The 13,959-nt window shown below is 71.4% G+C and carries 14 protein-coding genes and 1 pseudogene; 11 read left to right on the top strand and 4 right to left on the bottom strand.

The genetic code is table 11. The features are described from left to right. Positions 1 to 5 precede the first annotated feature (5 nt). From OG448_RS07375 to OG448_RS07365, 3 genes are all read left to right on the top strand, one after another. Positions 6 to 1,286: a sensor histidine kinase gene (locus OG448_RS07375; protein ID WP_405552150.1), complete on the top strand. Its 1,281-nt coding sequence runs from the start codon at positions 6 to 8 to the stop codon at positions 1,284 to 1,286. A gap of 406 nt (positions 1,287 to 1,692) precedes the next feature. Next, positions 1,693 to 1,989, top strand: a complete 297-nt coding sequence (locus OG448_RS07370; RefSeq protein ID WP_005481602.1) for a DUF4193 domain-containing protein — start codon at positions 1,693 to 1,695, stop codon at positions 1,987 to 1,989. A 13-nt stretch (positions 1,990 to 2,002) separates the two neighbouring features. Then, positions 2,003 to 2,908: a hypothetical protein gene (locus OG448_RS07365; protein ID WP_405552148.1), complete on the top strand. Its 906-nt coding sequence runs from the start codon at positions 2,003 to 2,005 to the stop codon at positions 2,906 to 2,908. A gap of 13 nt (positions 2,909 to 2,921) precedes the next feature. Here the strand turns inward: OG448_RS07365 and OG448_RS07360 are convergent, their stop codons facing one another. Next, complete coding sequence (locus OG448_RS07360; protein WP_391300914.1) at positions 2,922 to 3,386, bottom strand: DUF3093 family protein; 465 nt, start codon at positions 3,384 to 3,386, stop codon at positions 2,922 to 2,924. Positions 3,387 to 3,476: 90 nt separating this feature from the next. On the opposite strand from OG448_RS07360, the gene OG448_RS07355 reads away from it, so the two are divergent. From OG448_RS07355 to OG448_RS07325, 7 genes and pseudogenes are all read left to right on the top strand, one after another. Beyond that, positions 3,477 to 4,055: a PaaI family thioesterase gene (locus tag OG448_RS07355; protein WP_405552146.1), complete on the top strand. Its 579-nt coding sequence runs from the start codon at positions 3,477 to 3,479 to the stop codon at positions 4,053 to 4,055. Continuing rightward, positions 4,052 to 4,599, top strand: a pseudogene (gene dut, locus OG448_RS07350) (dUTP diphosphatase). The gene OG448_RS07355 and the pseudogene dut overlap by 4 nt, the downstream one beginning before the upstream one ends. Before the next feature lies 1 nt (position 4,600). Further along, the gene (locus OG448_RS07345) at positions 4,601 to 5,353 is read left to right on the top strand and encodes a DUF3710 domain-containing protein (protein WP_405552144.1); all 753 of its coding nucleotides are present in this window, start codon (positions 4,601 to 4,603) and stop codon (positions 5,351 to 5,353) included. Positions 5,354 to 5,534: 181 nt separating this feature from the next. After that, the gene (locus tag OG448_RS07340; RefSeq protein ID WP_405552142.1) at positions 5,535 to 8,090 is read left to right on the top strand and encodes an ATP-binding protein; all 2,556 of its coding nucleotides are present in this window, start codon (positions 5,535 to 5,537) and stop codon (positions 8,088 to 8,090) included. After that, positions 8,087 to 8,773, top strand: a complete 687-nt coding sequence (locus tag OG448_RS07335) for a response regulator (protein ID WP_405552140.1) — start codon at positions 8,087 to 8,089, stop codon at positions 8,771 to 8,773. The genes OG448_RS07340 and OG448_RS07335 overlap by 4 nt, the downstream gene beginning before the upstream one ends. Before the next feature lie 65 nt (positions 8,774 to 8,838). Further along, complete coding sequence (locus tag OG448_RS07330; protein ID WP_161189817.1) at positions 8,839 to 9,237, top strand: OB-fold nucleic acid binding domain-containing protein; 399 nt, start codon at positions 8,839 to 8,841, stop codon at positions 9,235 to 9,237. A 3-nt stretch (positions 9,238 to 9,240) separates the two neighbouring features. Next, complete coding sequence (locus tag OG448_RS07325) at positions 9,241 to 10,053, top strand: DUF3159 domain-containing protein (protein ID WP_405552138.1); 813 nt, start codon at positions 9,241 to 9,243, stop codon at positions 10,051 to 10,053. Positions 10,054 to 10,111: 58 nt separating this feature from the next. Here OG448_RS07325 and OG448_RS07320 read toward each other — a convergent pair whose 3' ends face one another. The 3 genes from OG448_RS07320 to OG448_RS07310 form a co-directional block, all read right to left on the bottom strand. Beyond that, positions 10,112 to 10,783 carry a potassium channel family protein gene (locus OG448_RS07320; RefSeq protein WP_405552136.1) on the bottom strand — a complete coding sequence of 224 codons (672 nt, stop codon included), beginning with the start codon at positions 10,781 to 10,783 and terminating at the stop codon, positions 10,112 to 10,114. Continuing rightward, on the bottom strand, positions 10,783 to 11,454 hold the full coding sequence (locus tag OG448_RS07315) for a TrkA family potassium uptake protein (RefSeq protein ID WP_030803045.1): 672 nt from the start codon (positions 11,452 to 11,454) through the stop codon (positions 10,783 to 10,785). Before OG448_RS07315 ends, OG448_RS07320 begins: the two co-directional genes overlap by 1 nt. Before the next feature lie 112 nt (positions 11,455 to 11,566). Next, positions 11,567 to 11,701: a hypothetical protein gene (locus tag OG448_RS07310; RefSeq protein WP_267881251.1), complete on the bottom strand. Its 135-nt coding sequence runs from the start codon at positions 11,699 to 11,701 to the stop codon at positions 11,567 to 11,569. A gap of 160 nt (positions 11,702 to 11,861) precedes the next feature. Here OG448_RS07310 and OG448_RS07305 point away from each other — a divergent pair, with 160 nt between their 5' ends. Next, a complete protein-coding gene (locus OG448_RS07305; RefSeq protein ID WP_405552134.1) occupies positions 11,862 to 13,910 on the top strand; it encodes an APC family permease in 2,049 nt (682 codons plus the stop codon). Positions 13,911 to 13,959 lie beyond the last annotated feature (49 nt).

Here is a 13,959-nt window from a genome sequence, read left to right as displayed (position 1 = left end):
CCGCCGTGGCCGCCACGCCCGCGCCGCCCCAGGCGCCCCCGAAGCCCACCTGGGACCCCCGCCCCCAGCCGCCCTTCCCCTGGCTGCGCCCGACCATCCGGATACGGCTCACCCTGCTGTACGGCGGCATGTTCCTGATCGCCGGCATCCTGCTGCTGTCGATCATCTATCTGCTGGCCGCACAGGCGATCAGCACCGGCAACCAGCCCCTGTTTAAGATCGTCGGCTACCAGGACCTCCGGGTCACCAGCGGCAACTGCCCGGCGATCAACAACACCACCAGCCTGTCGCTCCAGGACTTCAACACCGCGATCAGCCAGTGCGTCGACCACCAGCGCCAGGTGGCCCTGGACAACCTGCTCAGCCGCTCGCTGCTGGCCCTGCTGGGCCTCGCGGTGATCGCTTTCGCGTTCGGCTACGCGATGGCCGGCCGGGTGCTCTCCCCGCTCGGCCGGATCACCCGCACCGCCCGCCAGGTGGCCGGGTCCGACCTGTCCCGGCGGATCGAGCTGGACGGCCCGGACGACGAGCTGAAGGAGCTGGCCGACACCTTCGACGACATGCTGGAGCGGCTCCAGCGGGCCTTCACCGCCCAGCAGCGTTTCGTCGGCAACGCCTCCCACGAGCTGCGCACCCCGCTGGCGATCAACCGCACGCTGCTCGAGGTCCACCTCTCGGACCCGAACGCCCCCGTGGAGCTCCAGCAGCTCGGCAAGACCCTGCTGGCCACCAACGAGCGCAGCGAGCAACTGGTGGAGGGCCTGCTGCTGCTCGCCCGCAGCGACAACCAGATCGTCGAGCGGGGTCCGGTGGACCTGGCCGAGGTGGCCGGGCAGGCGATCGACCAGGTGCGCGGCGAGGCCGAGGCCCGGAGCGTGGAGATCCGCAGCGAGCTGGAGCCCGCCGTGGTGCGCGGCAACGGCGTGCTGCTGGAGCGCATCGCGCTCAACCTCGTACAGAACGCGGTGCGCTACAACGTGGTCCCGGACGAGACGCAGCGCGAGGGCGGGGCGGCGGAGAGCGGCTGGGTGGAGGTCACCACGGCGGTCGAGCACGGCCGCGCGGTGCTGACCGTGGCCAATACCGGTCCCGTGGTGCCCGCGTACGAGATCGACAACCTCTTCGAGCCCTTCCGGCGGCTGCGCACGGAGCGCACGGGCAGCGACAAGGGGGTCGGGCTCGGGCTGTCCATCGTGCGGTCCGTGGCGCGTGCGCACGGCGGCCACATCGCGGCCGTTCCGCGCGAGGGCGGCGGTCTGGTGATGCGGGTGACGCTGCCGTTGTGACCGCCCTTGTCACAGATCCCGCCACTCGCGGAGGATGTTCGCTTCGCGCGGAATTTTCCGAGCACCGAAAGAGGTTTTCCCTGTGTGATCAATCACATGGGCGGATTTCCAGCCATGCACTCACCGTGATCATGAAGGGGGCCGGAAAGCCGGGAAAATCCGGGTTTTCAAGGCTCCTGATCACGGGAAGTACACGATGAGGCGCCTTTGAGGTGCGGCATTCGGACCGTGTACGGTCCACACCGCCATCCAAGCCGATCACTCACGAGGGGCCGGGTTGGGTGTCGATTGAGTAACAGACCTTGATGTGAGGCAAAATCTCCGCCTCAGGTCGGGCACAAGTCCGGCCTCTCACGCGTTACGTGCGCTGAAGACACCGCAGACACCCAGAGGGGGAGAGCGACACATGGCAACCGATTACGACACTCCACGCAAGACCGACGACGACGTCGACTCGGACAGTCTCGAAGAGCTGAAGGCCCGCCGGAACGACAAGTCCACCTCCGCGGTGGACGTCGACGAGTTCGAGGCCGCTGAGGGCCTGGAACTCCCGGGCGCCGACCTCTCCAACGAGGAGCTGGCCGTCCGCGTGCTGCCCAAGCAGCAGGACGAGTTCACCTGCATGAGCTGCTTCCTGGTCCACCACCGCAGCCAGTTGGCCAGGGAGAAGAACGGCCAGCCGATCTGCCGCGACTGCGACTGAGGACGGGTCGGCCGTGACTGGCTCGACCCCTCCGCGGAAGCGCCGCTTCCACCTTCCGGGAGCGGACAAAGGGCTCTTCAAGGGCTCGCACGGCACACGTGACGAAGACGAGCGGGGCCCCGCCGAACCGGGGGCCTCGCTCGAACCGGCGTCCGAAACCGACGCGGCCAGGACGGGGGAGCCCCCCGGCCGCGCCGCGGCGATGCGCGCACGCGCCCGCCTGCTGGCCCGCGAAGGCGCCCGCAGGGGCGGCACGCACGCCCGAGCGGGACTCGCCTACGTCGCCGACCGGGTCATCGACCTCGCCCCGCGCGTCCCCGTACGCGACCTGGCGACGCTGCGCCGGCAGTTCCCGGGCCTCGGGCCCGAGCAGCTCGCCGACAAACTGGTGGCCGGAGCGGCCGCCGGGACCTCCACGGTCGGCGCCGGCATCGGCGCCGCCGCCATGCTCCCCGTACCGCCCGCCATGCCCACCGAGCTGGCCGCCGAGATCACCGGGGTCGCCGCGATCGAGCTGAAGCTCATCGCCGAGCTCCACGAGGTGTACGGCCTGCGCCCGCCGGGCGGCCTCCGCGTCCGCAGCACCGCGTATCTGTCCTCCTGGTCGGGGGAGCGCGGGATCGACGTGATGAAACCGGCGTCCGTCGACGCCGCCCTCAGTGGCCGGATGAAGCGCGAACTGCGCCAGCAGATCATGAAGCGCATGGTCCGCAACCTGCCCAACCTCATGCCGTTCATGGTCGGCGCCGCCGTCGGCGCGGTCATGAACCGCCGGGACACCAGGAAGCTCGCCGCACGCGTGCGGGCCGACCTGCGCAAGAGCCAGGTCCCCTGGGACGAGCTGGCGGGTCTGCCGCCGCTGGAGGAGCCCGAGGACCCGCTGCGGATCACCGGATACCCGGAGGGCACCGGCAGTTGAGGCCCCGCGCGGCTCAGGCGGCCGGGGTCTTCGCGCCCGCGATGGCCGCCGCCAGCCTCTCCGGCTCCCGCGTCGACAGGTACAGGTACGGCGTCGGGTCCTCGGGGTCGGTCACCTCGACGCGCAGCGCCGTCGGGATGTAGGCGCGCAGCAGCAGGAACGCGCGGGTGTCGGCCTTGTACGTGCGCCAGGCGCGGGCCTCCTCCGCGTCCAGCACCTCGGCCGCGCCGAGCGCCGACACCGGAATCCGGGCCTCGCCCGCGATCAGCGCGTCGCCCACCACACGGATGCGCGGGGAGCCGTACGCACTGGCCATCACCGCCGCGACAGCCGTGCCGCCGACCAGGCCGCCGAGCAGCGGCAGGGTGCCGAAGGGCAGCAGGATCAGGGCGAAGGAGACGCCCACGAGCACGCTGATCAGCCACCACGAGCGCGGGGCGGTCAGGCGTTCTTCGTAGGGGGCGGCGGAGAGCTGCATGAGCCAAGCTTGGCACGGTGGACGGACATCCCGGACGCCGGGGCGGCGGCGTGGTGGCGGCCACAGGGCGGAGCGGTAAGGTCTGCGCCTGTGAGTTCAGCCAGCCTCCAGCCCCCCGCCGACGCGCAGCCCCCCGTCCGGCACCCCGACGCTCCCGTGCCCGGTGAGCTGCTCGGTGCCCACTACGAACACTGTTTCGGCTGCGGCCCCGGCCAGCCGCACGGGCTGCACCTGGAGGCACGCGCGGGCGACGGTGTTTCGTTGACCGCCGAGTTCACCGTCCAGCCCGCCCACCAGGGCGCCCCCGGCCTCGCACACGGCGGCGTGCTGGCCACCGCCCTGGACGAGACCCTCGGCTCGCTGAACTGGCTGCTGCGCACCATCGCCGTCACCGGACGGCTGGAGACCGACTTCGTGCGCCCGGTGCCCGTCGGTACCGTGCTGCACCTCCAGGCCGAGGTCACCGCGGTCGCCGGACGCAAGATCTACTCCCGCGCCACCGGCCGCATCGGCGGCCCCGAGGGCCCCGTCGCCGTCCGCGCGGAGGCGCTGTTCGTCGAGGTGAAGGTCGACCACTTCACCGAGCACGGCCGCGAGCAGGAGATCCAGGCCGCCATGAGCGACCCGGACCAGATCCGGCGCTCCCGCGCCTTCGAGGTGAACCCGTGAGCCGACCGCTGGACGTCCGGCTCCGCCGCATCGACCCCGACGTACCGCTTCCGGCGTACGAGCACCCCGGTGACGCCGGGGCCGATCTGCGCACCACCGAGGCGTGCGAACTGAAGCCCGGTGAGCGGGCCGTGCTGCCCACCGGCGTGGCCATCGCGCTGCCCGAGGGGTACGCGGCCTTCGTGCACCCCCGCTCGGGCCTGGCGGCCCGCTGCGGAGTAGCGCTTGTGAACGCCCCGGGGACGGTTGATGCCGGGTACCGTGGAGAGATCAAGGTGATCGTGGTGAATCTCGATCCGCGCGACAGCGTGCGGTTCGAGCGCTTCGACCGGATTGCCCAACTGGTCGTCCAGCAGGTCGAGAGGGTCCGCTTCCAGGAGGTCGCGGAACTTCCCGGTTCGGTGAGGGCCGAGGGGGGCTTCGGGTCCACCGGAGGCCACGCCTCGGTGGACGGCTAGCGCGGCACGACGGTCCGGCCGCCGCAGGTGGCCGGGCGGGTGGGAATCGATACGCTTCGGTCGTATCCGACCGGGAAGGACAGTGACGTGTTCGGACGTCGCAACAAGAAGGGTGCCGCCGAGGACGCGGCCGGCGAGGCCGAGCAGGTCGTCGACAGCGTCGACACCGAGGCGGAAGAGCAGACGCGGGTACGGCTCGAGCCCGAGCCGCGGCCCGACGGACCCTGGGACTCCACCGAGGTGCGCGACCCGGCCGAGGGCCGGGTGGACCTCGGAGGTCTGTTCGTACCGGGGGTCGACGGCATGGAACTGCGGGTCGAGGTCGCCGGTGACGCGATCGTCGCCGCGACCGTCGTACTGCGCGACAGCGCCGTCCAGCTCCAGGCGTTCGCCGCCCCCAAGCGCGAGGGCATCTGGGGCGAGGTCCGCGACGAGATCGCGGGCGGCATCACCCAGCAGGGCGGCATCGTCGACGAGGTCGAGGGCCCCCTCGGCTGGGAGCTGCGGGCCCAGGTGCCGGTGCAGCTCCCGGACGGCACGGGCGGCTTCCAGGTCGTGCGGTTCATCGGCGTGGACGGCCCGCGCTGGTTCCTGCGCGGTGTGATCTCCGGTCAGGGCGCGGTGCAGCCGGAGGCGGCCGGGCTGCTGGAGCAGATCTTCCGGGACACCGTCGTGGTGCGCGGCGAGGGCCCGATGGCACCCCGCGACCCGATCGTCCTCAAGCTGCCCAACGACGCCCAGATGGTCCCCGAGGGCGTCCAGCAGCAGGATGAGGGCTCCCGCTTCTCCGGCGGCATGGGCCAGCTCCAGCGCGGCCCGGAGATCACCGAGGTCCGCTGAGCCGGGAGAACGCTGTCGAAGGGCCGTACCCAGGGGGTGCGGCCCTTCGCGCGCGCCTGCGCCCGAGGCGTCAGGGTTGCGTCAAAGCGTCCCGTCGCGCGGCCCCCCGCCCGTTTTCTCCGCACCGCCCGCCGTAAGGTCGACGCGGCGTAGGCGGCAGTCACCGGAAGACAATGGGGCCATGGCACGCGGCAAGCTTCGGATCTACCTCGGCGCGGCACCGGGCGTGGGCAAGACCTACGCCATGCTCGCCGAGGCGCACCGCCGCCTGGAGCGGGGCACCGACTGCGTGGTGGCGTACGTGGAGCACCACGGCCGCCCCCGCACCGAGATGCTGCTGCACGGCCTGGAGCAGGTGCCGCGCCGTCGGCTGCAGCACCGGGGCGCCGGGTTCGAGGAGATGGACGTCGACGCCGTACTGCGCCGCGCGCCCGCCGTCGCCCTGGTGGACGAACTCGCGCACACCAACGTCCCCGGCTCCCGCAACACCAAGCGCTGGCAGGACGTGGAGGAACTCCTCGCCGCCGGGACCGACGTCGTCTCCACCGTCAACATCCAGCACCTGGAGTCCCTCGGCGACGTGGTCGAGTCGATCACCGGGGTCCGCCAGCGCGAGACGGTGCCCGACGAGGTCGTCCGCAAGGCCGACCAGATCGAGCTGGTCGACATGTCCCCGCAGGCCCTGCGCCGCCGCATGGCGCACGGCAACGTCTACCAGCCGGACAAGGTCGACGCGGCCCTGTCCAACTACTTCCGCCCCGGCAACCTCACCGCCCTGCGCGAACTGGCCCTGCTGTGGGTGGCCGACCGGGTCGACGAGCACCTGAACGCCTACCGCAGCGAGCACCGGGTCTCCCGGATCTGGGGCTCCCGCGAGCGCATCGTGGTCGGCCTGACCGGCGGACCCGAGGGGCGCACCCTGATCCGCCGCGCCGCCCGGCTCGCCGAGAAGGGCGCCGGTGGCGAGGTGCTGGCGGTCTACATAGCCCGAAGCGACGGCCTCACCGCCGCCTCCCCGAAGGAACTCGCCCTCCAGCGCACCCTCGCGGAGGACCTCGGCGGCACCTTCCACCACGTGGTCGGCGACGACATACCCGCCGCCCTGCTGGCCTTCGCCCGCGGCGTCAACGCCACCCAGATCGTGCTCGGCTCCTCGCGCCGCAAGGCATGGCAGTACGTCTTCGGACCCGGCGTCGGCGCCACCGTGGCACGGGAGTCCGGACCCGACCTCGACGTGCACATCGTCACCCACGAGGAGGTCGCCAAGGGGCGCGGACTGCCCGTCGCGCGCGGCTCCCGGCTCGGCCGGGGCCGGATCGTCGCGGGCTGGGCGACCGCTCTGGCGGGACCGGCGCTGCTGGCGCTGCTGCTCAACGCGGTCGACCTCGGCCTCGCCAACGACATGCTGCTGTTCCTGGCCGTCACGGTCGCCGCGGCCCTGCTCGGCGGACTGCTGCCCGCGCTCGCCTCGGCCGCGCTGGGCTCCCTGCTGCTGAACTTCTTCTACACCCCGCCCCTGCACCGGCTGACCGTCTCCGACCCGCGGAACATCGTCGCCATCGCGATCTTCTTCGGCGTCGGTATGGCGGTCGCCTCCGTGGTCGACCTCGCCGCCCGCCGCACCCATCAGGCGTCCCGGCTGCGCGCCGAGTCGGAGATCCTCTCCTTCCTCGCCGGCAACGTCCTGCGCGGCGAGACCAGCCTGGAGGCGCTGCTGGAACGGGTCCGGGAGACCTTCGCCATGGAGTCCGCCGCCCTGCTGGAACGGGCGGGCGACCTGGAGCCCTGGACCTGCGCCGGCCGCGCCGGGCTCGGACCCCCGCTGGAGCGGCCCGAGGACGCCGACGTGGACATGCCGGTCGGCGACCACATGGCGCTGGCGCTCACCGGCCGCGTGCTCCCCGCCGAGGACCGCCGGGTCCTGGCCGCCTTCGCCGCGCAGGCCGCCGTCGTGCTCGACCGGCGCCGCCTGCAGGCCGAGGCCGACCGGGCGGGCGCGCTCGCCGAGGGCAACCGCATCCGCACCGCCCTGCTCGCCGCCGTCAGCCACGACCTGCGCACCCCGCTCGCCGGGATCAAGGCCGCCGTCTCCTCCCTGCGCTCCGACGACGTGGCGTGGTCCGAGGAGGACCGGGCCGAGCTGCTGGAGGGCATCGAGGAGGGCGCCGACCGGCTCGACCACCTCGTGGGCAACCTGCTCGACATGTCCCGCCTCCAGACCGGCACCGTCACCCCGCTGATCCGCGAGATCGACGTGGACGAGGTGGTGCCGATGGCGCTGGTCGGCGTCCCCGAGGACAGCGTCGGCCTGGACGTGCCCGAGACGCTGCCCATGGTCGCCGTCGACCCCGGCCTGCTGGAGCGCTCGGTCGCCAACCTGGTGGAGAACGCCGTCAAGTACAGCCCGCCCGGCCAGCGCGTCACCGTCTCCGCCAGCGCCCTGGTGGACCGGGTCGAGGTGCGGGTCGTGGACCGGGGACCCGGTGTGCCGGACGACGCGAAGGACCGTATCTTCGAGCCGTTCCAGCGGTACGGCGACGCCCCGCGCGGCGCCGGGGTCGGACTCGGCCTCGCGGTGGCGCGCGGCTTCGCCGAGGCCATGGACGGCACCCTGACCGCCGAGGACACCCCCGGCGGCGGACTCACCATGGTGCTCAGCCTCCGCGCCGCCCGGCCCGGCCCCGACCCGCTCCGCGCGGGGGAGGACACCGCAGAACAGGAAAGGCAGCCGCAATGACCAGGGTGCTGGTGGTCGACGACGAACCGCAGATCGTGCGGGCCCTCGTGATCAACCTCAAGGCGCGCTCGTACGACGTCGACTCGGCCTCCGACGGCCGCACCGCGCTCCAGCTCGCCGCCTCCCGCCACCCCGACGTGATCGTCCTGGACCTGGGTCTGCCCGACATGGACGGCGTCGAGGTGATCCGGGGCCTGCGCGGCTGGACCCGGGTGCCCATCCTGGTGCTGTCCGCCCGCCACTCCTCCGACGAGAAGGTCGAGGCACTGGACGCGGGCGCCGACGACTACGTCACCAAGCCCTTCGGCATGGACGAACTGCTGGCCCGGCTGCGCGCCGCCGTGCGCCGGGCCGAGCCGGTCGGGCCGGGTGAGGACGAGGTGACCACCGTGGAGACCGCCGGCTTCACCGTCGACCTGGCCGCGAAGAAGGTCGACCGGGCCGGCAAGGACGTACGGCTCACCCCGACCGAGTGGCATCTGCTGGAGGTGCTGGTCCGCAACACCGGCCGGCTGGTCGGCCAGAAGCAACTGCTGCGGGAGGTCTGGGGGCCCTCCTACGGCACCGAGACCAACTACCTGCGGGTCTACATGGCCCAGCTCCGCCGCAAGCTGGAGGCCGACCCGGCCCACCCCCGGCACTTCATCACCGAACCCGGCATGGGCTACCGCTTCGAGAAGTGAACCGGTGTGCGGGCCGGGCCCCTCTGGAGTACGGCCTCCGGGGCACACCCCGGTAGGCTTCAGACATGAGTGGCGTTCCTCGATCCGAAAAGCCGGCAGGCCGGTTCCGCCGCATGCTGGACCGGCTCTCCACCTCCCAGGAGGACCTGGAGTCGGAGGAGCTGCGGGAGGACACCGAGACCGCGGGCTGCACGCGAATCGGCGACTGCCACGACCGGCAGATCGTCACCGTAACTGGTACCTTGCGCACGGTCACCCTGCGACCGCGGGCGGGAGTCCCGGCGCTGGAGGCGGAGTTGTTCGACGGCACCGCCGCGCTGGACGTGGTGTGGCTCGGCAGGCGCTCCATCACGGGCATAGAACCGGGACGCAGGCTGATCGCATCGGGCCGGATCTCGATGAGCCGGGGCCGCCGCGTGCTGTTCAACCCGAAGTACGAACTGCGACCCCTCGGACGGGAGTAGCCGGTGACGTCCCTCGACAAGCCGACCCAAGACGCCGGACAGAGTCCGCCGGACGGCACCGACGAGGCCGAGCAGGTCCACGACTCCCGGGCGGTCACCGAGGCCGCGCTGTTCGAGGCGTTCGGCGGCATCCGCGGCATGGTCGAGACGGTGCTGCCCGGCCTGCTCTTCGTCACGATCTACACGATCAACAAGGACCTGCACCTCTCCGCGATCGCCGCGCTGGCCGTCGCGGTGGTCATGCTGGTGGTCCGGCTGCTGCGCAAGGACACCGTCAAGCACGCCTTCAGCGGTGTCTTCGGTGTCGCCTTCGGCGTCGTGTTCGCCATGTTCACGGGCAACGCCAAGGACTTCTACCTGCCCGGCATGCTCTACACCCTGGGCCTGGCGCTGGCGTACATCATCACGACCCTCGCCGGGGTGCCGCTGATCGGCCTGATGCTGGGCCCGGTGTTCAAGGAGAACCTCTCCTGGCGCACCCGCAACCCCGGCCGCAAGAAGGCGTACGCCAAGTCCAGCTGGGCCTGGGGCCTGATCCTGCTCGCCAAGTGCGCGATCCTCTTCCCGCTCTACTGGTGGGCCGACACCACCCAGCTCGGCTGGGTCCTGGTCATCCTGAAGATCCCGCCCTTCCTGCTGGCGGTCTGGCTCACCTGGGTCTTCCTCGCCAAGGCGCCGCCGCCGATCGACGTGTTCGCCGAGATGGAGGCCGCCGAGAAGGCGGAGGAGGCAGAGAAGGCGGAGACGGCCGAGCGCGAGGGCGCCGCCGCCGAGAACGGCGAGCCCACGGCGGGACGGCACCGCAGGGGCGCGTAGTACACACGAAGAGGGCGCCTTCCGGAGAGATCCGGGGGCGCCCTCTTCGCATGCGGCCTCAGGCGCTGTCGCGGCGCACCGACAGCAGGTCCTCCAACTGCTCCTCGCGGGCCTGCGCGGCCACGAAGAGGAGTTCGTCGCCCGCCTCCAGGGAGTCCTCCTTGGACGGCGTCAGCACGCGGGTGCCGCGGATGATGGTGACCAGGCTGGTGTCCTCCGGCCACTCCACGTCCCCGACCTGGGTGCCGGCCAGCGCCGACTCCTCCGGCAGGGTCAGCTCGACCAGGTTGGCGTCACCGTGGCTGAAGCGCAGCAGCCGGACCAGGTCGCCGACGCTCACCGCCTCCTCGACCAGGGCGGACATCAGACGCGGCGTGGAGACGGCCACGTCCACGCCCCAGGACTCGTTGAAGAGCCACTCGTTCTTCGGGTTGTTCACCCGGGCGACGACGCGCGGGACGCCGTACTCCGTCTTGGCGAGCAGCGAGACGACCAGGTTGACCTTGTCGTCGCCGGTCGCGGCGATCACGACGTTGCAGCGCTGGAGCGCGGCCTCGTCCAGGGCCGTGATCTCACAGGCGTCGGCCAGCAGCCACTCCGCCTGCGGCACCCGCTCCACCGAGATGGCGGTCGGCGCCTTGTCGATCAGCAGGACCTCGTGGTCGTTCTCCAGCAGTTCCGCCGCGATCGAGCGGCCGACCGCTCCGGCTCCGGCAATGGCGACCCTCATCAGTGACCGCCCTCCTCTTCGGGGCCGTCGGCGAACGCGGCCTCGACCTTCTGGACCTCGTCCGTCCGCATCATCACGTGCACCAGGTCGCCCTCCTGGAGGACCGTCTGCGAGGTGGGCAGCACGGCCTCGCCCAGCCGGGTCAGGAACGCCACGCGGACGCCCGTCTCCTCCTGGAGCTTGCTGATCTTGTGGCCGACCCACTTAGCGGAGGCGTGCACCTCGGCGAGCTGGACCCCGCCGGTGGGATCACGCCACAGCGGCTCCGCACCCGAGGGCAGCAGCCGGCGCAGCATCTGGTCGGCGGTCCAGCGGACCGTGGCGACGGTCGGGATGCCCAGGCGCTGGTACACCTCGGCCCGGCGCGGGTCGTAGATCCGGGCGGCCACGTTCTCCACGCCGAACATCTCGCGGGCCACCCGGGCGGAGATGATGTTGGAGTTGTCACCGCTGGAGACGGCGGCGAAGGCGCCCGCCTCCTCGATGCCGGCCTCGCGCAGGGTGTCCTGGTCGAAGCCGACACCGGTGACCCGGCGGCCGCCGAATCCCGGTCCCAGCCTGCGGAAGGCGGTGGGGTCCCGGTCGATCACCGCGACCGTGTGTCCCTGTTGCTCCAGGGTCTGGGCGAGAGCGGAACCCACTCTGCCGCAGCCCATGATGACGATGTGCACGACCGTCCTTCCGGTGTCCAAAAGTTGCTGCTCGGCATCAGGGTCTCAGACCCGGGCCCAAAGCTGCACACGCGTGCTCATCCTGCCCGCCGTCAACCCGCCGTGACGGTGTTCATCTGCGTTGTTCCGTGACCGCGGTCACCCCCGGCGCCCGGCGCCGAGTGATGCTGCGCACGCTGCACCCGGTGAGGACGGCGAGGCCGGCCAGGGCGAGCACGGCTCCGAGCAGCTCAGCGGCGGCGGGCATGGGACCTCCGAAGTGCGATGACGGGCCGGAGCTGTCATCTAGGCACGGCGGCGCGCACCCCTGGCACACCCCACTTCCGGGCGCCCCCGATTTCACTCGTGAGGCAGAACGTGGCCACCGGTTGCGCGCCCGCCTGTTCGAAGCCCTACGATCCTCTCTCGTGTCCAAACTGACCGACGTGCCCAAACGGATTCTGATCGGGCGCGCACTGCGCAGTGATCGGCTGGGCGAGACGTTCCTGCCGAAGCGCATCGCCCTCCCTGTCTTCGCCTCCGACCCGCTGTCCTCCGTCGCCTACGCGCCGGGGGAGGTACTGCTGGTCCTGTCCATCGCGGGCGTGTCGGCGTACCACTTCAGCCCCTGGATCGCGGTCGCGGTCGTGGTGCTGATGTTCACCGTGGTCGCCTCCTACCGGCAGAACGTGCACGCCTACCCCAGCGGTGGCGGCGACTACGAGGTGGCGACCACCAACCTCGGCCCCCGGGCCGGGCTGACCGTCGCCAGCGCCCTGCTGGTCGACTACGTCCTGACCGTGGCCGTGTCGATCGCCTCCGGCATCGAGAACCTCGGCTCGGCGGTCCCCTTCGTGGTCCAGCACAAGGTGCTGTGCGCCTGTGCCGTGATCGTCCTGCTGACGCTGATGAACCTGCGCGGGGTGAAGGAGTCGGGCAAGCTCTTCGCCATCCCGACCTATGTGTTCGTCGGCGGCGTCTTCATCATGATCGCGTGGGGCGCGTTCCGGGGGCTGGTCCTCGGGGACACGATGCGCGCCCCGACGGCCGACTTCCACATCAGGGCCGAGCACCAGGGCCTCGCGGGCTTCGCCCTGGTCTTCCTGCTGCTGCGGGCCTTCTCCTCCGGCTGTGCCGCGCTCACCGGCGTGGAGGCCATCTCCAACGGCGTCCCCGCCTTCCGCAAGCCCAAGTCGAAGAACGCGGCGACCACGCTCGCCATGATGGGCCTGCTCGCCGTCACCATGTTCTGCGGCATCATCGCGCTCGCCATGACCACCAAGGTCCGCATGGCCGAGTACCCGGCGACCGACCTGCTGCGCGACGGGGTGCCCATCGGCTCCGGCTACGTCCAGAACCCGGTGATCTCCCAGGTCGCCGAGGCGGTGTTCGGCAAGGGCAGCCTCCTGTTCATCGTCCTCGCCGCCGCGACCGCGCTGGTCCTCTTCCTCGCGGCGAACACGGCGTACAACGGCTTCCCGCTGCTCGGCTCGATCCTGGCGCAGGACCGCTATCTGCCCCGCCAGTTGCACACCCGCGGCGACCGCCTGGCGTTCTCCAACGGCATCGTGCTGCTCTCCGGCACGGCGATGCTGCTGGTGGTGATCTACGGCGCCGACTCCACGCGGCTGATCCAGCTCTACATCGTCGGTGTGTTCGTGTCCTTCACGCTCAGCCAGACCGGCATGGTCCGGCACTGGAACCGGCACCTCGCCGCCGAGAAGGACCCGCTCAAGCGCCGCCACATGGTCCGCTCGCGCGCCATCAACGCCTTCGGTGCCTTCTTCACCGGCCTGGTGCTGGTCGTCGTGCTGGTCACCAAGTTCACCCACGGCGCCTGGGTCGCCCTGCTGGGCATGTGCATCTTCTACGCGACGATGACCGCGATCCGTAAGCACTACGACCGGGTCGCGGACGAGATCTCCGCGGTGGACGGCCCCACCGACGACAGCGTGCGCCCCTCGCGGGTGCACTCCCTGGTGCTGGTCTCCAAGATCCATCGCCCCACGCTGCGCGCCCTGGCCTACGCCAAGCTGATGCGCTCCGACACCCTGGAGGCGCTGACCGTCAGCGTCGACCCGGTGGAGACCAAGGCGCTGCGCGAGGAGTGGGAGCGGCGCGGGATCGAGGTACCGCTGAAGGTGCTGGACTCGCCGTACCGCGAGATCACGCGGCCGATCATCGAGTACGTCAAGAACCTCCGCAAGGAGTCCCCGCGCGACGCGGTGTCGGTGATCATCCCGGAGTACGTGGTGGGTCACTGGTACGAGCATCTGCTGCACAACCAGAGCGCGCTGCGGCTCAAGGGCCGGCTGCTGTTCACGCCCGGCGTGATGGTGACCTCGGTGCCCTACCAGCTCGAGTCCTCCCAGGTGGCCCGCGACCGGGCCCGCAGGCGCCAGGAGTGGAGCGCGCCGGGCGCGGTGCGGCGGGGACCGGCCGAGCGGCACAAGGACGGGCCTGGGACGAAGGAGTGACCGCGGGGGTCTCCGGGACCCCGTAGACTGGTCGGCTGTTGTCCGCGCG

The sequence above is a fragment of the Streptomyces sp. NBC_01171 genome, assembly GCF_045039805.1.
GTDB lineage: Bacteria > Actinomycetota > Actinomycetes > Streptomycetales > Streptomycetaceae > Streptomyces.
Note: the sequence above shows the minus strand (reverse complement) of the source record. Positions and strands in the feature narration are given on the sequence as shown.

Excerpts from the sequence above, each read along its gene's own strand:
- OG448_RS07370 (WP_005481602.1), top strand. The coding sequence starts at position 1,693 with ATGGCAACCGATTACGACACTCCACGCAAGACCGACGACGACGTCGAC.
- OG448_RS07360 (WP_391300914.1), bottom strand. The coding sequence starts at position 3,386 with ATGCAGCTCTCCGCCGCCCCCTACGAAGAACGCCTGACCGCCCCGCGC.
- OG448_RS07340 (WP_405552142.1), top strand. The coding sequence starts at position 5,535 with ATGGCACGCGGCAAGCTTCGGATCTACCTCGGCGCGGCACCGGGCGTG.
- OG448_RS07335 (WP_405552140.1), top strand. The coding sequence starts at position 8,087 with ATGACCAGGGTGCTGGTGGTCGACGACGAACCGCAGATCGTGCGGGCC.
- OG448_RS07330 (WP_161189817.1), top strand. The coding sequence starts at position 8,839 with ATGAGTGGCGTTCCTCGATCCGAAAAGCCGGCAGGCCGGTTCCGCCGC.
- OG448_RS07320 (WP_405552136.1), bottom strand. The coding sequence starts at position 10,783 with ATGAGGGTCGCCATTGCCGGAGCCGGAGCGGTCGGCCGCTCGATCGCG.
- OG448_RS07310 (WP_267881251.1), bottom strand. The coding sequence starts at position 11,701 with ATGCCCGCCGCCGCTGAGCTGCTCGGAGCCGTGCTCGCCCTGGCCGGC.